Origin of the sequence: Streptomyces sp. NPDC088252 (assembly GCF_044740965.1) — a bacterium.
In the GTDB taxonomy this organism is placed as follows: domain Bacteria; phylum Actinomycetota; class Actinomycetes; order Streptomycetales; family Streptomycetaceae; genus Streptomyces.
Genome location: NZ_JBIURS010000033.1, coordinates 24,411 through 42,858 on the forward strand (window position 1 = coordinate 24,411; position 18,448 = coordinate 42,858).

The window sequence follows — 18,448 nt, forward strand, 5'->3', positions numbered from 1 at the left end:
CCGCCGAAGGCCGGGCGGACCGCTCGTGATGGGTCAGGACGAGATGACGAGATCGAGGGTGGATTCGATGGAGTTGAGCTGGGCGATGATGTGCTTGACCCACTTGTCGCCCGGGTGGGCGGCGGCGTGCAGGGAGACTGTGCCGGTGAGGAACCGGCGGAACTCGGTCGGCTTCCCGGTGAGCACAGCCCGCTCGTATGCCTGGAGGGCGGCCGGTTCGGCGCCGAGCTGGTAGCCGTCGGCTCTCGTCCAGATCAACGGGGGCCAGCCGTTCTCCGCGATGATGTCGCGCAGGCTGGCCAGACCGGCCCTGACCTGGCTGGGAGAGAGTCCGGAAGCGCGGGTCAGCTGGTGGAACAACAACCCGGCGGGCCTGGCCTCGAACAGCACGAACCGCAGCGTGTCCGCATGCCGCCTGGCGGCGTCGCCCCGACGCCTTGAGGCGCGGGGCATGCCTACTCGCCCTTCAGCATGCGGGCGGGCTCGCCGTCCATGTCGACCTTGCCCGTGTCGACCGCGGTCTCGATCCAGTCCAGCGTCGCCCGTACCTTCGCGACGTTCTCGTGCACGATCGTGCGCTCGTCCTCATCCAGCGTGCGGTCGCGCAGGCCCGGGACCGCACGGCCGGCCGCAGCCACGAACGAGTGGCAGGCGGTGACCAGATCCAGGAACTCCACCGTGCGGTCGATGTGACGGACCGCCGGAGCGACCGGGCTGGTGTCCTCGAAGCGATCGCGTGCTTGCCGGGACCGCTCGACCTGGGCATGGTTGACCTGGAAGCGGGCGGTGTCGTCGCTCATCGCCTTGAACGCAACGTCCGGCCTGCGCAGCAAGTTCGTGGCAGCCGAGGTTGCCACCTGCTCGTCGCGGGTGAATTCATCCACCACCCGGGCCTTGTCCACCGTGGTCACCTTGGCCGTCACCTCGGGCCGCTTCAGGAAGTCGCTGGTCACCGCCGCGGCAACCTGGTCGTCCTGAGCCAGTGTGTGGATCGCGGTGATCTTCTCCTTCGGCGTCACCGGCGTCTCGACGCGGTTGCCGACCCGCCGGCTGGCATCGTCCGGCGTCCACCTGGCCTTACCCTCGGGCGGCGCGAGGATCGCGGCGAACCGTTCCTGTTCGTCCTCGATGTAGGCCAGAATCTGGTGAACGGTGTAGGAGACGCCTTTCCGGCGCCGGTCGGCAGGCCAGCGCGAGGATGTCACCTCGCCGACTTCACCGTGCTGAACTTCAGGCCGATATCCTCACCCAGCCGCGTGAGCGCCGCGGTCACCGACCACTCCGGGTCCACCGCGTTGTGGCCGCCCGGCTCCCTCATCGGCTCGATCTCCAAGGCGCGGTCCCCGATCGTGAACTGCCCGCGCGTCTGCTGTTCCACCACGTCACGCAGCTCAGCCACGATCTGCTCGTAACGGGACTGACTTGCATTTCCGACGTTCTCGATCTCCTCGGGCATGGCGGTTCTCACCATCCATACGGGTCGGGCACGGAGCTGACGTCCGTGAAGTGAAAACGACCCGCTCATCACCGAGAGTCAGACCATAAATCCGCTGATCACAATGAACGACCGCAAATGACTGGTTGCTGGCCGAAGTTGAGCTCAGGATGTGTTCGCGATGCGGTCATTGTGACCGTTCGCCGAACGTTTCCCTCCGGCGCCGCCAAGCCCTCACTTTGCACCGGCCCGAGCAGAACAGAGCCGTCGACCTCCGGTCGACGCCGGCAACCCAACGGGCCCCACACTCGGGACACTCGGCCTCGCCGACCCCGCCCTGCGCCGCCGCCAGGCGCTAACGCAACTGCCGATCCGTACGCCACTGCCTGGCACGACACGCTGAGGAACAAAACAAGGCGTCAGGCCGGGCTTCCGACCTCAGCCGCTCGCCACAAGCCCGACAGTTCCTCTCACCAGCCCGCCCGGTGCCCTTGGACACCACGCCAGCGTAGAACCCAAGGCTACTCAGAACTGGGAATCAGTACTGATGACGGCGGCGGCCTGGACGACCTGGTCACGGGCGGTCTGGAGGGCGACGGTGAAGCAGCAGCGGTCCGGGTCGGTGCCCGGCAGCGACTCCGCGGCCTCGACCATCACGGTCCGCAGGGCCTGGTAGAGAGTAAGCAGGGCCCACATCTCCTGCTCGACGCCGGCCGGGTCGCCCGAACGCAGGACGCGCCCGTTCGTGATCGTGCGGCGGAGCGCGTAGTACGCCGATTCGTGTTCCCACCGCTGGTGGTAGAGACCTGCCAGCACGGCCGCCGGGTAGTGGCGGGCGTCGGTCAGGGTAGTGACCAGCCGGTAGGAGCCTGTGAAGACGGTCCCGTCCGCGCAGGTCACCGTGATGGTCGCGTCGATGACACGGACTTTCTCCGTACCGATCACCGACAGGTACGAGCCGTCGCCGAGACGTGTCAGCACCGGAGTGCGGCAGTTGCCCCGGAGCCGGCCCAGCACCTGAGCGCCGGTCGCGCTCACGGCGGCGAGGAAGCTGTTGCCGTCGAAGTGCGCTGGTGGTGACGCCGGCGGCCAGGACGAGTTGGTCTCGGGCAGCGGCGACGGCGGTGCAGCCTGGTCCAACAGCGGAGCTTCTCTGGTGAGGATGTCTTGGAGCGACAGACCTCTTCTACAGCAGCTTGGCTGCCTCGTTCACCGGCCTTGACACACGACCTTCACGCCCTGACTGAACGGCGTTGCTTCTAGCAGTCGGTGCAGTCCCGGCCGGCGAGCCAGCAGGCGAATCCGGCCCGTCGGTCGGCGGGACGGCTGGACAGGTCATGGACGAACTGGTGGAAGCAGGAGTGCTCGACATTCCACTGCGTACGGTCTGCCATATATAAATCCCCTCACAGCGGTTAAAGGGCGGTGGTTGAGTTGAGGCCTGATCAGGGGTCTTGTGCCAGCCCCGGGGCGGGCGGCGGTGCCGACCGCGCAGGGAGAGGTGTCCGGCGGGGCCGAGGTGCGGGCGCCGGCCCCGGGGCGGGCGGCGGTGCCGGCCGCGCCGGGAGAGGTGTCCGGCGGGGCCGAGGTGCGGGCGCGCGGCAAGCAGGACGGTGAGCGCGAACGCAGCGCCGGCGGCGGGGAGTGCGGCACTGGCGAGGGGCTGCTCGGCTAGGCGCCCGGCGAGGGCGGTTCCGGCGGACTGCCCAGCGCCGATCGACAGGATCAGCCACGCGTACGCCTCGCTGGTGCGGCCCGTGGGGGTGAGGACCTCGGTGATCACGTAGGCGCAGGCGACCACGACAGTGAGGAAGGCCCCGGGCGCGATGACCGCGGCAGTAGCCGCGTACGGGCCCAAGTGGGCAAGGAGCGGGAACCACCCGGCCGTGAACGCGGCACCGGCAGTAATCAGTCGGCCCGTGGTGGTGCCGGTCCAAGTGCGGCGCCCGTAGATGAGGCCGCCTAGAAAGCTGCCGGTCGAGAACGCGGCGGGGATGATCCCCGAGAGCATGTCCTGGCCGTGGTGCTCAGCCATGGCGATCGACCACACGTTCAGGGCCCCGATCGCGAACCCGATGCCGGTGAGGGAGACGAACAGCAGCACCAGGCCGGGGTTGGCCAGTCGGCGTACCGGCCCGGCCTCCGCGCCTGCGGCCGGTGTCGGGCGCCAGCGCCGGGAGGGCGGCGCGAGGGCAACGGCGGCGGTGCCGGCCAGGCCGAGGGCAGCGGTGACGGCGAGCGCGAGGGACGCGCTGTACGCGGAGGTGAGCGCGGCGGCCAGTAGCGGGCCAACGATGTACAGCAGCCCCTGCGTGCCGGTGTCGAGGGCGAGCGCAGCGTGCCGCATCCGTGGCTCGGGCAGCACGCTCGGCCACAGCGCCCGGAGCCCGGCCTCCAGGGGCGGCGTGGTCAGGCCAGTGGCGATGACGATCACCGTGGCGAGAGCCGGCGCACCATACGGGCCCGCCACCGGCAGGGCCACCAGGAGTGCCGAGTTGAGCAGGGCGGCCGGGAGCTGCACGGCGGTCTGCCCGTGACGGTCCATCAGGCGTCCCTTGACCGGCTGTGCCAGCGCGGAGGACAGCCCGTACAGGGCGCTGAGCAGCCCGCCGAAGGCGATGCTGCCTCCGGCCGCGGTGGCCCACAGCAGGATGGCGACGGGCGCCATGCCGTTAGGGAGGCGGCCGATGAAGGTGCCGCCGAGCAGGCGGGCCACGTACGAGCTTCCCAGCACCGCGCCATAGGTGATGCGCGGTGCCGGGGCCGGGGGTGCGGTCAGGGACAACGTGTGCTTTCTCTCGGATGACGGCGTCTGGGCGGCAACGCCGTTCAGTCAGGGCGTGAAGGTCGTGGGTCAAGGCCGGTGAACGAGGCAGCCAAGCTGCTGTAGAAGAGGTCTGTCGCTCCAAGACATCCTCACCACAGTAGCTCCGCTGTTGGACCAGGCTGCACCGCCGTCGCCGCTGCCCGAGACCAACTCGTCCTGGCCGCCGGCGTCACCACCAGCGCGGACATCGACCTCGTCGGCACCATCGGCCGTCATGTCCTGGCCCAGCCCCTACTCCCCGGCGGGTCCGCACCAAAGGCCGCATCGTCAAACGCGCGATCTCCAAATACAACGCACGCGGACCCGCCAACGACCGGACAGACCGGACCACCTACAAAGCCGTCATCAACATATTCATGAGCAGCCCTTGACACTCCCAGCCCGCCCCAACTGAACGGCGTTGCCTCTAGCGTGCGCCTTCTTCGGCGGGGCGGCGGCCCCAGGCGCTGACGATAAGCGGCCCGAAGCCGACCGTGTCGCCGTCGTGCCAAAGCCGGCTGAAGGCGTCGAGGTCATTCTGGGTGAGCAGTCCCTCGGCGAGCATCCGGGGGGCGAGCTGGGCGACCCACATCGCCCAGTCCGGCTGGCCTCGCTCGACGTCGGCCAGCAACGGCATCGACGCCGCCCGGATCCCGATGTCGGTCAGCCCCGCCTCGCGCAGCTGGCGCGGCACCTTCCGGCCGTAGGAGGCGTCGTAGGCGCTGCCCGCGTACAGCTTGTGACAGGCGGCGATGACGCGCTCGTGGGCCTCGGACGGAGGGTCGATGGTCAGCGCCGTGGACCAGTCGACGTCTTCGACGACCACCCAGCCCCCCGGCCGGGCCGCGGCCGCCATGGACCGCACCATCTCGGCCGGTTCGGGGAGATGCTCAAGGAGCAGCCGGGCGTGCACGAAGTCGAACCGGCCCTCGGGCAGCGGCTCGGCCGTCACGTCCATGGCGCGTACCGTGATCGGACCGCCAGCCAGCGGTTCCAGGAAGCGTGTGTCGGCGTCGATCGCCAGCACCTCGCCCTCGGGCCCGACCCGTTCGGCGAGCATCCGCACGACGCTGCCGCTGCCCGCTCCGAGGTCCGCGCAGCGCCAGCCGGTGCCAACGCCCAGTCGGTCGCAGATCTCGGCGGTGCCCACGTTGTAGAAGACGGCCAGGTTTTCCAGGCGCTCGCGCTCGTCGGCCCACGCGGGGTCAATGATGTAGTTCATGGGTCTGGATACCTCTCGGAGGATGATGGTGCCGTCCACGGCCGGTCTTCGGGCGCCGGTGCGCGCGGCGGACTGCTCGGCAGAGCAGCGGGAGACAGCGAGATGACGAGTGAACGACGGTGCCGCGGCCCACGGTTGACGGCGCGCAGGCGTGGGCGGAATCGGTCCGGCAGGGTGCGTGCAGCGGAGGATCTCGCCGCTCGGACCGGCGAACTTGAGGTATTCCCGTAGCCGGCGGTCGTCCACCATGCGTGCCTTCCCTCGGGTTCTGCCGGCTGCGACCGGCCCGGTCGGACGGACCCGAGTTCGTCGTCGGCCGACGCCCGCCATCGCGCGGGGCCTGTGAGACGCGAAACGCGCCGGGCGAATACCTAAGTAGAGTCCATGGAAAACGCGCCTCCGAAGTCCGCGCGACACCATGTTCCGGTGCAACGGATGGCTGGGATGCGAATACAGCCCCCGGCCGGCTTCTTCACGGCGGCCGGAGATCACCGGGTGCCAAGACACTTGATATGCCGAAGGTACGGCCGAGTGCAACTGCCGATAGGTTCCTTCTCGCCTGTCTTTCCCTTCGGCAACAGCGGCTTGACGCTCCCTCAGCCGCTCGGCCCACGTAGTATTTCCGCAGGCCAGCTCGGCAAACTCGAACGGTCTGCCCACTCGGACGAGAACTCGCAGCGTGACTCCGGGCCTTCAACTCATCTTTAGAATCGCTTCAGAAATCCACTTCGGCATTGACACAAACAGCACTTCGGTCTTTTTCTTAATCCGTATCCACCTCGTGGATGACGGCTCCACGAAAACCCTTCCACTGCTTTCCGGAAGGAACACCCTAAGAGCGAACGGATTTCCGTATGGACCACGGCCGGTAGCGTTCCGGTACTGGCTAGTTCGTACGGTCGGCCGTCTCAGCGGACCGCCGTCAACGCAGGCATCCGGCAGCGGCCCGGCGCCGGTGACGCGTGACCACCAACCCGGCTCACGGCTCCCCGCTCCAAACTGGCACCCCATCCGCCGCCCCCTCACAAGAATCCCGGAGAACGCGCACCATGGACATCACCCCTCAGGCAGGCAAGAAACTGGGTGTGACTGTCGAGGGCTTCGACCACACCACCGCGTCGGAGTCGGACATCCAGGAACTCATGCAGGCCGTGTACACCAGCAAGATCGCGATCCTGAAGAACCAGTACCTGTCGACGGATTCCTTCCTTGAGTTGAGCAAGCGCCTGGGCCGGCCCGAGCGCTACTACGAGCCGATCTACCACCACCCGGACAACCCGGACATCTTCGTGTCCTCGAACATTCCGCAGGACGGCAAGCAGATCGGCGTCCCCAAGACCGGCCATTTCTGGCACGCCGACTACCAGTTCATGCCCGACCCGTTCGGCATCACCCTCATCCACCCGCAGGTCGTGCCGAAGAAGAACCGCGGCACGTACTTCATCGACATGGGCGAGGCGTACCGCAAGCTGCCCGATGACCTGAAGGCGGCGGTGGCCGGCACCAACTCCCGTCAGACCGTGCGCAAGTACTTCAAGATCCGTCCGGGGGACGTCTACCGACCGCTGTCCGAAATCATCGCGGAGATCAAGCAGAAGACCCCGGATGTGCTGCACCCCACCACCTTCACGCACCCGATCACTGGTGAAACGGTTCTCTACATCAGCGAGGCCGCCACCATCGAGATCGAGGACGCGGACGGCAACCCGCTCGACGAAAAGCTGCTGCGGCAGCTCTTCGAGGTCACCGGCCAGCTCGACGAGGAGATGAGCCATGAGCTCATCCACCTCCAGGAGTTCGAGGTGGGCGACCTGCTCGTCTGGGACAACCGCAGCCTGATCCACCGTGCCCGGCACACCACGACACCGGAGCCGACCGCCTCGCACCGCATCACCGTGCACGACGCCCACAAGCTGTACGAGAAGGCGGCGTGACCATGACCGCGATCAGCCACTCGACCGACCAGAAGATTCTGGACAAGGTGCTCCACCCCTACAAGGAGCACTGCAAGTACCTGAAGTCGGCCGACGTCACCGCCGCTGACGGGGGCATCTCCGCACAATGCACGTTCTCGATCCCCGAGTCCTGCTACATCGATGACACTGGGCACCTCAACTCCGTCGAGGTCAACATCTGTTACAACCAGATGGCGTACTACACCGCGGCCGCGGCGGTCCAGTGGGGACTGCTGAAGGAGTTCTCGGGCTGGACAATGGACGACTACTGGAAGCGTCTGCTGCCCGACATGCTGATCACCCGGTTCCAGGCCAGGTTCCGGCGCCCGGTCGACCCCCGTGCGTTCGGCGGCGAGGTGGTGTTCAACCGGCTCCAGCGGCGGGTGTCCAGCGCCGGCGACCCGCTTCTGATGATCAACACCACCCACCGCTACTACGACGACATCGGAGACGGCTGCGGCGGTGAGGTGACGCTCGCCCTCACGAACCTTCCTGACTGAACCGTGCCGCACCGGGGTTGCGGTACGACACGGTGGTCACGGCACACGGCACACGGCGCGCCGCCCGGCCGTGACCGCCTCCGTACCGCGGACCCCCAGGCAGGACCCCGTGTGCAGCTCCTCCGGGCGATGCTCCTGCCGTGGACAGCGGTCACCGTCGAGATTGGCATCATGACGCGTCTGCGGCGCCCAACTGGGCTGTGTTCACGGGCTTTCCGCCCATACGGTAACTAGCCCGACCGGCTGGGTGAGTGGCTCCGCGCACTTCAAGCCATGGTGTGAGCTCGGATGACTACGCATCAGGATGAGGTCGAACCCCGCCGTCATGAAGTTCTCACTCGCCGCGACACGCACATGGAGGAATCCGTGACACGACGAAAAGGTTTGAAGTCCCGCCGCCCTTGGCTGTCGGCACTGCTCGGTGGCGCCCTCGCCGGTGGAACCCTGCTGGCCTGGCCCGTCCACGCCATGCCCGCGGACACCACCAACGCACCGCCAGCCGCCACGACCGCCTCGAAGAGCCCCAAGACCCTGCGATGGTCGGCCGATCCGCGCAAGGGCATTCGGGAGTTCTCGTCCGTTCAGTGCGACACCAAGACCTTCGGCACGACGACCGACCAGAGTAAGGGGCGGGTGTGGCAGGTCAGACAACCGGCCCATCTGGAGCGCTGCGAAGGGGTCGGGCCCACGGTGACTGCGGGCAGCACCTACTATCTCGGCTGGTCGTCGAAGTTCCACATCACCGACTCGACGAGTCGCTACCTCTTCCAGTTGAAGTGCAGTCCGAGCGTTGGAACCGCCAACCACCCCATCGTGCTGGTGGTGACCCACGGCCACATCGAACTCCAGGAGTGGACCCACAAGCACAAGAAGGTGGTTCTCTGGCGCACCAAAGCTGTCAACGACCGGTGGAACACCTACGCGCTGAAGGTCTACGGGCATCGCACCAAGGGCATGATCCAGTTCTGGTTCAACGGTGTGCCTCAGAAGCTCAGCAACGGCTCGTACACCTTCACCGGAACCACCTACGACGGAACCAGGGACTACCTCAAATGGGGCGTCTACCACACGGCGCCGGCCACCGCCACCCAGTGGCTCAGCACCATCAAAATGGGCACCTCCCTCGCTGATGTGAAGAGCTGAGCCACTGGTGGACACCGGCTGGCCAGTCCGTGGCGGGCACGGTGCGCCAGGTCACGGGCGAGGGCGCAGCCCGTCGACCACCGGTCCACCTCGTGGTCGACGGGCACTCCGCACACCGCTCGAAGGCGGTCCGTGCATGGTTGACCGACCAGGCTGACCGGATCGAGCTGCACCCCCGCGGCAGATCACCACGGTCACCATGACGGCGACGGGCTGCATCGCCCTGGCCGCCGTGGTGCTCGCCACGGCGCCGGGGGGTGCCCCTGGCCGGCTGGCTGATCGACGCCAAGGGCCGAACCAGCGGGATCGGCGCCGGGATCGCCCCGGGCGCCGTCCCCCGCCCTACTGCTGCTTTAGGCGCCGCCGCCGTGGGGGGGCGGCCGCCTCGCCTCGCCGCGCACGCGACGCGGCGACGGCTCGCGGACACGCTCAGCGCCGTCGCCTGACAGTGAGGATTGACCACGGCATCCCCGGAGGTCTGACTCTCCGCCTGACTGACGCTTCGGTTGTCCTTCTGGGGAATCGTCGGCCTGCCGAGCGATGCCGTCCGGCACGTGGCCGGTCGGGTGTCTGTGACCTGATAGGAGCCTGGTCAGAGGTCCCATCACTCTCTTGTCCGTCTGCCCGACCGGCCCGTGCCCTCCCACCGGTGCACGTTGGAAGGGCAGCGCACAACAGCATGGCAGACGAGATAGCGGCGGTCGGCGGCATCGACACCCACACCGACCTCCACCAGGCCGCGGTCATCGACAGCATCGGCCGGCACTTGGCCACCGAGCAGTTCGAGACGACGCCGGAGGGATTACCAGCGGCTGTTGGACTGGCTCCGGTCCCACGGTGAGGTCCTTGCCGTCGAGGTCGAGGGGACCGGCGCCTATGGAGCCGAGATCGCCCGCTTCCTCACGGCGAACGAGGTCACGGTGGTCGAGGTGGACCGGCCGGACCGCAAGGCGAGGCGGGACAACGGAAAGTCCGACCCGATCGATGCCTACGGAGCCGTGACCGCGGTCCTGTCCGGCCGGGCCGGAGGAACACCCGAGGCCCGCAACGGGATCGTGGAGGCGATCCGGGCCCTGCGGGTGGTCCGCAAGAGTGCCGTCAAGGTCCGCACCCAAACCATCAACCAGATCCGCACCCTCATCGTCACCGCTCCGTCCACCGTGCGGGACAAGCTGCGGGGGCTCTCCGCGCGGGAATTGGCCGACACTTTGGCCCGCTCCCGCCCCACCGGCGAACTCGACGACCCCACCTGCGCGGTAAAGACCGCGCTGCGGCGGCACGCCCGTCGGTACCAGCAACTTGACGAGGAGATCAGGGACGCGGACAAGGAAATCGGGCCGCTGGTCACCCAGGCCGCCCCGAGGCTGGTCGCCCTGCCGGGCGTCGGCCCCGAGACCGCCGGCCGACTGCTGACCAGCGCGGGTGACAACCCAGACCGGCTCCGCTCCGAAGCGCCCTTCGCCCACCTCTGCGGGGCCGCCCCGGTCCCGGCCTCCTCCGGCCGCACCAACCGTCACCGCCTCAACCGCGGCGGCGACCGAGCGGCCGACAACGCCCTGCACACCATCGTCCTGGTCCGTATGAAGTACGACCAGCGCACCCAGGAGTAGGTCGCTCGACGCACCGCCGAAGGCGTGGTCAAGAAGGACGTCGTCCGGTGCCTGAAACGGTTCGTCGCCCGCGAGATCTACCAGCATCCACCCATGTGCCCCACGCCACCAAACCGCTCCAACAGACCGCTTGACGATCTATAGGAGCTTCCCCCGCCCGCGGGGACGGGGCTGGGCGACCAGCTGTGATCAACGCGCGGGCCGGCCGCTACCGGTACTTAACGACCAGGGCCCTCATCGACTCGTCGAGACCCGACATCTCGGTGCCTTCGGTCAGCGCGGGCTCGACGTGCTTGGCCAGGGCCTTGCCGCGCTCGATTCGCTGGAAAGTCAACTGAAACCGACACCGCACCCTGCGCTGGAGTCGACGATTGGCCGGTGCGCCTCCGGAGTGCGGTCCCGACGCGGCTGTCACACCGCATTGCGGGAGGTGGCCCACACTTTGACCGGGACGTCCTGGCCACGCCGCGGTCCTGGCCATCCACACCCTGCGCCCCGCCGCCGTACGATTGCACTGTGCCCAGCCGGGGTTCTGAACGGCGCAGCGCCGTAGCTATTCTACGAGCCCCCCCAACTGGGGGTGGTGCGTGACCTGCGGCGGCAGTTCTATGGCTCACAGCTCCGTGGCTGGGGGTCCCCGTGGCCCTGCCCCCAGCCACGGCGGCCCGGTGATGCTCCTTCCGCCGCTCCCCATCACCACCTGCGCGTGCCGCACAGCACTCTGTACACCTCCGGTACTCCCAGTCGCCCGAAGGGGATTCTGGTGACACACGCGGCGCATCTGCACTCGGTTGTCGGGCTGGTGAGCTGCGCGTCAATCGCGCTGGTCCCGCGGTTCAGCGCCTCGCGGTGGGCCGCACAGGCGGCAGCGCTGGAGGCGACCGGCGGTCAGCGCCCCCGTCCCGACTTCGAGCAGCTGCACTTCGACAGCTCCTGGGGCCACGGCATCCGCCGCGACCCCGCCGTCGTCGACGAGCTCACCGCTGCGGGCATGTTCCAGAGGCCGACGCCGCTGCCGCACCGCAGGGCCGGGGGTTCACCGACGGCGACCATGCGCGCCGTGGGGGCGTGTGGTGGCCGGCCTCGTGGTGGGCGGCCACCCACGCCGATCGTCCGGCGAGCCGTCCTACGAGCCGCCGTCGAACGGACGGCGGCGCCCCAGGCGCTGACCATCAGCGGTCCGAAGCCGGTGCAGTGGCCCACCGGCCACAGGTCGTGGAGGGCGTCAAGGTCGCCCTGGGTGAGCAGCCCGCGGCTGAGCAGGCGGGGCGCCAGCTGGTCGACGAGCTGCTCCCGGGCAGGCTGGCCGTGCTGGGGGCGGACGGCAGCGGCGTCGAGACGGCCCGGATGCCCATGTCGGTGAGCCCTGCCTCCCTCAGGAGCCGCGGCAGCTTCCTGCCGTAGTCGGTTTGGTATGGAGTGGCGGTGAACAGCGCCTGGCAGGCCGTGATGACCCGCTCGTGGACATCGGCGGGCGGTCTACGGCGAGCGCGGCGGCCCGGTCCAGGTCCTCCACCACGACCGAGCCGCCCGGCCGGGCCGTGCCCTCATGGCGCGGAGCACGGCTTCGGACGCGGGGAGGTGTTCGAGGAGCAGCCTCGCGTGGACGAGGTCGAGGCGCCCCTGGGGCGGCGGCTCCACGGTGACGTCCGATGACAGGACCGTGATCGTGTCGTCCGCGAGCTGTTCCAGGAAGCGGGTGTCGGCGTCGACGGCGAGCACCTCGCCCTGGGAGCCGACCCACTCGGCGAACATCCTGGCCACGCTGCCGGTGCCGGCGCTCATGTTCAGGCTGCGCCGGCCCGGGCCGAGGCCGGGCTGTTCGCAGATGGCCGTGGAGCCCGGGTCGTACAGGGCGCAGAGGTTCTCCAGTCGGCTCAGCTCGACGTGCCAGGCCGGATCCAGGACGTAACTGCTCATGTCGGTTCTCCGCGTTCGAAGGTGATGGCCGGCCAGGGGCAGGAGGACTCGGCCTCCGCCATGTGTTCGGGGTCGGCCGCGGCGAGGTCCAGGCCGTCGGCCGGCCAAGCCGCGCGGCTTTCGACGCGGAAGACGTCCGGGGCGATCTCCTGGCAGCGGCCGGTGCCCCTGCACAGTGCATGGTCGACCGTCAGGCCCCTTTTCTCGTCGGTGAGTTCGGTGGTCTTCATGCCGCGTCCGTCCGGGGCCGGACCGGGCCGTCGTACGTCATCTCCAGGGCGCCCCAGGCCCGCATGATCGGGCCGGGGACCTGCACCGGCTGAAAGCCGGGCCGGATCCGCAGTCCGGGCAGCCGCCGGTAGAGAGTGGCGAGCGCCACCTCCGCCTGCAGTCGGCCAAGGTTCATGCCGAGGCAGTGGTGCGCGCCGTGGCCGAAGGCCAGGTGCGAGGGCAGGTTCTTCCAGTCACGGTCGATAATGAACTCGTCCGGGCGGTCGTAGACCTCGGGGTCGTGGTTCGCGGCTCCGAGGGAGAAATAGATGCGGTCACCGGGGCGGGCCGTGACGCCGTGCCCGATTTCCGCTTCCTTGAGCGTCATGCGGTACAGCCCGAAGATCGGTCCGTCGTAGCGGAGCCCCTCCTCCACCAGTGACGAGGTGAGGCCGTCGATGTCGCCGGTGTACTTTGCCTTCTGCTCGGGGTGCTGCTCCAGGGTGCAGGCGATGTTGACGACGGCCGAGGCGGTGAAGGACGTCCCGGCGATCAGCCCCATGATGATGAGCGCGATCTCGTTCTCGTCGAAGCGGTCGCCGTCCTCCTCCTCGGCGAAACACAGCTGGGTGATCAGGTCGTCGCTCTCCGGGCCGGCCTCACGGCGGGAGCGCACTGCGTCGAGGAGGTGGCGCCGCCACTCTTCCATCGCCGCGCTCGCGATGCCCTCGCGGTTGATCGTTGCCGTGCTCTCCTGGAAGCGGTGAGACATGCGCAGGAAGTATGCCCGGTCGTCCTCGGGGATGCCGAGCAGTTCGGTGATGTGCGCCTCGCTCATCGGCACGGCGAACTCGGCGCCCAGGTCGAAGGCGCCCCCCTGACCGGCGATGGCGTCGATCAGGTCGTTGACCACGCGTTCGGTGAACGGCCGCATGCGCGCGACACGCGAGGCCGACAGCGCCTTGACGACCAGGCGGCGCTGGCGGGTGTGCCGGGGCGGGTCGCTGAGGATGAAGACCTGCATCTCCTCGGGCACCGGCTCCTCCAGCGGCCAGGTCGCGCTGTAGGTGGAGGAGAATGCCCCGTGGTTGCGGTTCACCTCCTTCACAGCCTCGTACTCCGTGACCTGGATCGACTCCAGGACCTTGGAGTGGGCCACCGGACAGCGGGCGCGGTCCCGGGCCAGCTCCTCCCAGGGGGAGTCGGCCTTGCCTTCGTACGGCTTGAAGGAGGGCTGGGCCTCTTCGGCCGACGACTGGGCTGTATTCTGCGGCATTTCGTTCTCTTTCCTCGGAGTGGGAAGGTGCGGTGAGAACCGGGTCAGTTGACGGCCCGGTCGTGCTCGGTCCAGAAGCGGTCGCGCAGGACACGGCGGAGGATCTTGCCGCTGGGGTTGCGCGGGACCTTGTCGATGAACTCGTACTTGGTGGGGATCTTGAAAGTGGCAAGCCGGTCACCGAGGAAGGCCCTGAGCTGGTGGGGCGCGACGGAGGCATCCGGGCGCAGTACGACGAAGGCGTGCACCGCCTCGCCCCAGCGGTCGTCCGGTACGCCGATGACGGCCACATCCAGGACCGCCGAGTGGGCGCTGATCGCGTTCTCCACCTCGGCCGGGTAGATGTTCTCGCCGGCCCGGATGATCATTTCCTTGATGCGGTCCTGAATGAACAGGTATCCGGACTCGTCCGTGTACCCGGCGTCGCCGGTGTGGACCCAGCCGTCGACGAGGGTCTTGCCGGTGGCCTCCGGCAGATTCCAGTACTCCAGCATCCGGGCGGGGGTCTTCAGGCACACCTCCCCCACCTCCCCGGGCGGCAGCGGCAGCCCATCCACATCGATGATCTTGAGTTCGATACCAGGGTAGGGCCGCCCGGCCGCCCGCAGCCGGGGGCTTCCCAGCACGTGATCGGCGGGCGGCAGGTGAACCCCTGGGTGGCCCACCACAGCCCGCCGATGTGCGAGCCGGAGATCCCGATGAGACTCTTGTCGTCCGGCCGCCAATCGATCCAGTCCGGCCCGGAAGAGCCAGGGCGCGTTCTGCTCCTTGCTCACGACGCGGTGCTCGCGATGCTGTTCGACGAGCTGAAGAACGAGGCCGTCCAGAGGTGCGGGTAGCTGCAGCGGGATCCGTTGGAGCTTGATCGAGACGCCCTCGTCGTCCGGGATGACATGGGTGGTCAGGTGGCAGATGGTGACGGCCTTCTGGGCGTAGAGCAGCACCATCAGTCCAGCGATCCGGTCTTTGAGGTCGACGGAGTCATCGTGCAGCGGGCGGCGGGCGATGGCCCACCGTTCGTCGGAATCGAGGGTGGGCTCGCGAACGGCCTTCGGGCGTGCTGGGACCCTGATTCGGCCGGCGTGCTTGTTCTTGACTGCCCAGACGACGAACGGGCGGACGCTGTAGTTGCCTTGGTCGTCGTGGTCGGTGAGCCAGAGGTCGACCAGCGCCTGCCGGCATGTCCCCAGGGTCTCGCCGTGCTCCTTGACGAAGGAGAGGAAGGCTACGGCCTTGAACGTCGAGACGCGCACGTAGTCGACCTGGGTGGAACGGATCGGCTTGCCGCGGGCTCGCCGACGGAGTCCGCTGATCAGCGGCCAGCGGACGAATGCGGCTACCAGGTTGCGGTGGTCCGGGTCCTCGATGGTCACGATCTTCTGCTCGACCCATCGCTCGGTGCGGGCGAGGTGCTCGTCCCGGGCCGTCAGGGCGCCAGCGGCGACCAGGACGGCCCGCAGGCAGTCGTTGGCCAGGCTGCCGTCTTCGTCGGTGCGACGGTCGAGGGCTTCGTGGCTGAGTTCACAGGTGCCGTCTGCAAGGTCTTCCAGGAAGGCGGCTGCGGCGGATTTCCGGAGCCAGAGCAGGGTCCGCACGTGGTTGCGTTCCAGCAGCGCGGCCTTGACCCGGTCAAGTTCTGGCCGGTGTATGTCGTCCGGGGGGTCAGGGCGTGCCGCAGCTGTTGCCCGCAGGCGCATCGGCTACAGAGGCCGTGATGAAGAGCCGTTCGACGGTGCCGCACTGCTCACAGGCTTTGTGGGACTGAGGGTCCTTTTCCCAGCAGTTCTCCTACGGGGGTGGTGCGGGCAACGACGACCTTGTCGTGTTGGCAGCTGCTGCAGGGCTCAAGCTTGCGCGAGCAGGGTCGGCAGCGAGGTTGTCCGGTGGTCCGGACGTGGGTGAAGCAAGGGCGGATGGTGCCGCAGAAAGCGCACTTGAGGATGGGCGTCTTGTGGTACTTGTCGCAGAACGGCCCGTCCTTGGTGGTGCGGGCGACCGGTTTGAACTCCCCGCAGTCGAAGCACGCCCGCTGGTGGGCGAGCTCCTTGGCTCGGCAGCGCCCAGATGGCGGGGCTGTCGGTGTACGGGTTGTCTCACGTGTACGCCGAAACGGGGCCACCGATGGTGCCCAGCAGAGCTGATGGAGCCGGCCGTGGTTCGCTGCTGTCGTGTGTCAGACCGGACGAGGCCGGCGCGCAGCGCCGACCTCGTCCTGGGCGTCAGCCGACGTTCTCGTCCGGGGCGGCTGGGTTCTTGAGCTGGTTGACGATGCCGAGCAGGTCGAAGGCGAACCAGATCTCCTTCATGGTCTTCTTGTCCTCATCCCAGTACGCCATCGTCAGTCCCGTGACGGACATCTGTTTCCCGGCCGGTTTGATGCCCATGAACTCCACGCCGTCATGCGTCGCTTCCTGGTCCCAGCGGACTATGGTTCGGTTCTCGAAGACCACGAAGTCCCGCGCCTCCATGGTCTGCTTCGGGAAGACCGCCAGGTACCCCTTGAAGAAGTCTTTGGCCGCCGCTCGTCCGTGAACGTCGCCGAGCGGGGTGTGGACCACGAGGTCCTCGTCCATCACCTCGTCGATCACGTCGTAGTTCGGGGCATTCTTCGGATACCAGATTTCGTCGATGAACCGACGGTGGTTTACCTCGAGAGCTGATGTCATCTGTTCTTCCTATCTTCTGGGATCGAATACGACACTCTCGGCGCCGCAGCACCGGGACGAGCCCGGGCTGCGCGATCAGATTCCGGTCATCGAACACAGCGGAGACCGCCGCCGGGTCAGTTGACGGCCCGGTCGTGCTCGGTCCAGAAGCGGTCGCGCAGGACACGGCGGAGGATCTTGCCGCTGGGGTTGCGCGGGACCTTGTCGATGAACTCGTACTTGGTGGGGATCTTGAAAGTGGCAAGCCGGTCACCGAGGAAGGCCCTGAGCTGGTGGGGCGCGACGGAGGCATCCGGGCGCAGTACGACGAAGGCGTGCACCGCCTCGCCCCAGCGGTCGTCCGGTACGCCGATGACGGCCACATCCAGGACCGCCGAGTGGGCGCTGATCGCGTTCTCCACCTCGGCCGGGTAGATGTTCTCGCCGGCCCGGATGATCATTTCCTTGATGCGGTCCTGAATGAACAGGTATCCGGACTCGTCCGTGTACCCGGCGTCGCCGGTGTGGACCCAGCCGTCGACGAGGGTCTTGCCGGTGGCCTCCGGCAGATTCCAGTACTCCAGCATCCGGGCGGGGGTCTTCAGGCACACCTCCCCCACCTCCCCGGGCGGCAGCGGCAGCCCATCCACATCGATGATCTTGAGTTCGATACCAGGGTAGGGCCGCCCGGCCGCCCGCAGCCGGGGGCTTCCCAGCACGTGATCGGCGGGCGGCAGGCACACCGCGGTGTTCCCGGTCTCGGTCAGACCGTAAATCTGCGCGAGGTCGCACTTCATGACCTCCATGCACCGCTGGAGCAGCGTCTCGGAGATCGGCGACCCGCCATAGATGGTCTTGCGCAGGGTGACGAAGTCGGCACTGGAGGCGCCAGGTTCGGACAGCAGCATCAGCAGCATCGCCGGAACCATGAACGCCGTGGTGATGCCGGCCGTCCGGATCAGTTCCAGTACGTCCTTGGGGCTGAAGGACCGTACGGCGATGTTGGTGACGCCCGCGTTGAACCCCTGGGTGGCCCACCACAGCCCGCCGATGTGCGAGCCGGAGATCCCGATGAGACTCTTGTCGTCCGGCCGCCAGTCGATCCAGTCCAGCCCCTGCGCGGCCAGCAGGTCGCGGACCGCGAAGAAGCTGCGGTGGGCCAGGACCACGCCCTTGGGGAATCCCGTCGTGCCGCTGGTGTACATCTGGGCAAGCGCGTCGTCGGTACGGGACTGCGCCGGTACGGCCTCGCCCGCCCCGGCAAGCTGCCACTCCGCGAATGCCATCCCGTCCGCCCCTGCGCAGTCCAGGAGCACCAGTTCCCGCAACTCCTTGAGGTCTGACTGCAACTGACGTGCTGTCGGGAGGAACTCCTCCTCCACGAAGAGCAGTTCGGCAACCGAGTCGCGCAGGACGTATGCCACTTCCTCGGGCGCGAGCCGCCAGTTGACGGGTACGAGCACAACGCCGGTCATGGCGCAGGCGAAGAGGAGTTCGTAGAACCGCACCGACTCCTTGCCCAGGTAGGCGACCCGGGTCCCCTTCTCCGCGCCCGACGCCAGCAGCGCGGCGGCGCTCGCGGTGCTCGCCGAGCGCAGCTCCCCGTAACTGAGCTGGGCGCCCTCGCAGGAGATGGCGGTGCGGTCCGGCTGCTGCTCGGCGTGGAAGGCGAGCGTGGCGTCAAGTGTCTGCAGGTCCGGCGGAGGTGTGATGTGAGCGGTCATGG

At 68.1% G+C, this 18,448-nt stretch carries 17 protein-coding genes and 1 pseudogene; 6 read left to right on the forward strand and 12 right to left on the reverse strand.

The genetic code is table 11. The annotated features are described in order from the left end of the window. Nucleotides 1–33: 33 nt before the first annotated feature. The 5 genes and pseudogenes from ACIOHC_RS39005 to ACIOHC_RS39025 form a co-directional block, all read right to left on the reverse strand. Nucleotides 34–453, reverse strand: a complete 420-nt coding sequence (locus ACIOHC_RS39005; RefSeq protein ID WP_351084637.1) for a RacP protein — start codon at nucleotides 451–453, stop codon at nucleotides 34–36. A gap of 2 nt (nucleotides 454–455) precedes the next feature. Continuing rightward, a pseudogene (locus tag ACIOHC_RS39010) lies at nucleotides 456–1,456 on the reverse strand (DUF6192 family protein). A gap of 504 nt (nucleotides 1,457–1,960) precedes the next feature. Continuing rightward, nucleotides 1,961–2,575 (reverse strand): transposase, encoded by a 615-nt coding sequence (locus ACIOHC_RS39015; RefSeq protein ID WP_401846302.1) that lies wholly within the window; start codon nucleotides 2,573–2,575, stop codon nucleotides 1,961–1,963. Between the two features lie 46 nt (nucleotides 2,576–2,621). Next, the gene (locus ACIOHC_RS39020) at nucleotides 2,622–4,220 is read right to left on the reverse strand and encodes an MFS transporter (protein ID WP_365693000.1); all 1,599 of its coding nucleotides are present in this window, start codon (nucleotides 4,218–4,220) and stop codon (nucleotides 2,622–2,624) included. A gap of 448 nt (nucleotides 4,221–4,668) precedes the next feature. After that, the gene (locus tag ACIOHC_RS39025; RefSeq protein WP_351084641.1) at nucleotides 4,669–5,463 is read right to left on the reverse strand and encodes a methyltransferase domain-containing protein; all 795 of its coding nucleotides are present in this window, start codon (nucleotides 5,461–5,463) and stop codon (nucleotides 4,669–4,671) included. 1,049 nt (nucleotides 5,464–6,512) lie between these two features. Here ACIOHC_RS39025 and ACIOHC_RS39030 point away from each other — a divergent pair. From ACIOHC_RS39030 to ACIOHC_RS39050, 5 genes are all read left to right on the forward strand, one after another. Beyond that, nucleotides 6,513–7,397 carry a TauD/TfdA family dioxygenase gene (locus ACIOHC_RS39030; RefSeq protein WP_351084644.1) on the forward strand — a complete coding sequence of 295 codons (885 nt, stop codon included), beginning with the start codon at nucleotides 6,513–6,515 and terminating at the stop codon, nucleotides 7,395–7,397. Nucleotides 7,398–7,399: 2 nt separating this feature from the next. Further along, a complete protein-coding gene (locus ACIOHC_RS39035) occupies nucleotides 7,400–7,918 on the forward strand; it encodes an FcoT family thioesterase (RefSeq protein WP_351084653.1) in 519 nt (172 codons plus the stop codon). Nucleotides 7,919–8,284: 366 nt separating this feature from the next. Further along, on the forward strand, nucleotides 8,285–9,061 hold the full coding sequence (locus ACIOHC_RS39040) for a hypothetical protein (protein WP_401846307.1): 777 nt from the start codon (nucleotides 8,285–8,287) through the stop codon (nucleotides 9,059–9,061). A gap of 679 nt (nucleotides 9,062–9,740) precedes the next feature. Continuing rightward, entirely contained in the window at nucleotides 9,741–9,902 is a 162-nt protein-coding gene (locus tag ACIOHC_RS39045) for a hypothetical protein (protein ID WP_351084649.1), read from the forward strand. Then, on the forward strand, nucleotides 9,877–10,671 hold the full coding sequence (locus tag ACIOHC_RS39050; protein WP_365693005.1) for a transposase: 795 nt from the start codon (nucleotides 9,877–9,879) through the stop codon (nucleotides 10,669–10,671). Before ACIOHC_RS39045 ends, ACIOHC_RS39050 begins: the two co-directional genes overlap by 26 nt. A 208-nt stretch (nucleotides 10,672–10,879) precedes the next feature. On the opposite strand, the gene ACIOHC_RS39055 is transcribed toward ACIOHC_RS39050, so the two are convergent. Beyond that, a complete protein-coding gene (locus ACIOHC_RS39055) occupies nucleotides 10,880–11,005 on the reverse strand; it encodes a hypothetical protein (protein WP_365693020.1) in 126 nt (41 codons plus the stop codon). A gap of 860 nt (nucleotides 11,006–11,865) precedes the next feature. Here ACIOHC_RS39055 and ACIOHC_RS39060 point away from each other — a divergent pair. Continuing rightward, nucleotides 11,866–12,075, forward strand: a complete 210-nt coding sequence (locus ACIOHC_RS39060) for a hypothetical protein (protein ID WP_389638210.1) — start codon at nucleotides 11,866–11,868, stop codon at nucleotides 12,073–12,075. Nucleotides 12,076–12,150: 75 nt separating this feature from the next. Here ACIOHC_RS39060 and ACIOHC_RS39065 read toward each other — a convergent pair whose 3' ends face one another. The 6 genes from ACIOHC_RS39065 to ACIOHC_RS39090 form a co-directional block, all read right to left on the reverse strand. Then, entirely contained in the window at nucleotides 12,151–12,591 is a 441-nt protein-coding gene (locus ACIOHC_RS39065; protein ID WP_351087274.1) for a class I SAM-dependent methyltransferase, read from the reverse strand. Next, nucleotides 12,588–12,821: a 4Fe-4S domain-containing protein gene (locus tag ACIOHC_RS39070; RefSeq protein WP_351087272.1), complete on the reverse strand. Its 234-nt coding sequence runs from the start codon at nucleotides 12,819–12,821 to the stop codon at nucleotides 12,588–12,590. The genes ACIOHC_RS39065 and ACIOHC_RS39070 overlap by 4 nt, the downstream gene beginning before the upstream one ends. Further along, complete coding sequence (locus ACIOHC_RS39075) at nucleotides 12,818–14,077, reverse strand: cytochrome P450 (RefSeq protein ID WP_351087271.1); 1,260 nt, start codon at nucleotides 14,075–14,077, stop codon at nucleotides 12,818–12,820. Before ACIOHC_RS39075 ends, ACIOHC_RS39070 begins: the two co-directional genes overlap by 4 nt. A gap of 44 nt (nucleotides 14,078–14,121) precedes the next feature. Further along, entirely contained in the window at nucleotides 14,122–15,672 is a 1,551-nt protein-coding gene (locus tag ACIOHC_RS39080) for an AMP-binding protein (RefSeq protein ID WP_401846312.1), read from the reverse strand. A 624-nt stretch (nucleotides 15,673–16,296) separates the two neighbouring features. Next, nucleotides 16,297–16,743 carry an ester cyclase gene (locus ACIOHC_RS39085; protein WP_351087350.1) on the reverse strand — a complete coding sequence of 149 codons (447 nt, stop codon included), beginning with the start codon at nucleotides 16,741–16,743 and terminating at the stop codon, nucleotides 16,297–16,299. Nucleotides 16,744–16,859: 116 nt separating this feature from the next. Further along, nucleotides 16,860–18,446, reverse strand: a complete 1,587-nt coding sequence (locus tag ACIOHC_RS39090) for a long-chain-fatty-acid--CoA ligase (protein WP_401846315.1) — start codon at nucleotides 18,444–18,446, stop codon at nucleotides 16,860–16,862. Nucleotides 18,447–18,448: the final 2 nt, after the last annotated feature.

Bases quoted from the DNA above. Each gene is read 5' to 3' on its own strand.
- ACIOHC_RS39035 (WP_351084653.1), top strand. From the start codon at position 7,400: ATGACCGCGATCAGCCACTCGACCGACCAGAAGATTCTGGACAAGGTG.
- ACIOHC_RS39030 (WP_351084644.1), top strand. From the start codon at position 6,513: ATGGACATCACCCCTCAGGCAGGCAAGAAACTGGGTGTGACTGTCGAG.
- ACIOHC_RS39005 (WP_351084637.1), bottom strand. From the start codon at position 453: ATGCCCCGCGCCTCAAGGCGTCGGGGCGACGCCGCCAGGCGGCATGCG.
- ACIOHC_RS39065 (WP_351087274.1), bottom strand. From the start codon at position 12,591: ATGAGCAGTTACGTCCTGGATCCGGCCTGGCACGTCGAGCTGAGCCGA.
- ACIOHC_RS39085 (WP_351087350.1), bottom strand. From the start codon at position 16,743: ATGACATCAGCTCTCGAGGTAAACCACCGTCGGTTCATCGACGAAATC.
- ACIOHC_RS39070 (WP_351087272.1), bottom strand. From the start codon at position 12,821: ATGAAGACCACCGAACTCACCGACGAGAAAAGGGGCCTGACGGTCGAC.
- ACIOHC_RS39025 (WP_351084641.1), bottom strand. From the start codon at position 5,463: ATGAACTACATCATTGACCCCGCGTGGGCCGACGAGCGCGAGCGCCTG.
- ACIOHC_RS39075 (WP_351087271.1), bottom strand. From the start codon at position 14,077: ATGCCGCAGAATACAGCCCAGTCGTCGGCCGAAGAGGCCCAGCCCTCC.
- ACIOHC_RS39045 (WP_351084649.1), top strand. From the start codon at position 9,741: ATGGCAGACGAGATAGCGGCGGTCGGCGGCATCGACACCCACACCGAC.
- ACIOHC_RS39090 (WP_401846315.1), bottom strand. From the start codon at position 18,446: ATGACCGCTCACATCACACCTCCGCCGGACCTGCAGACACTTGACGCC.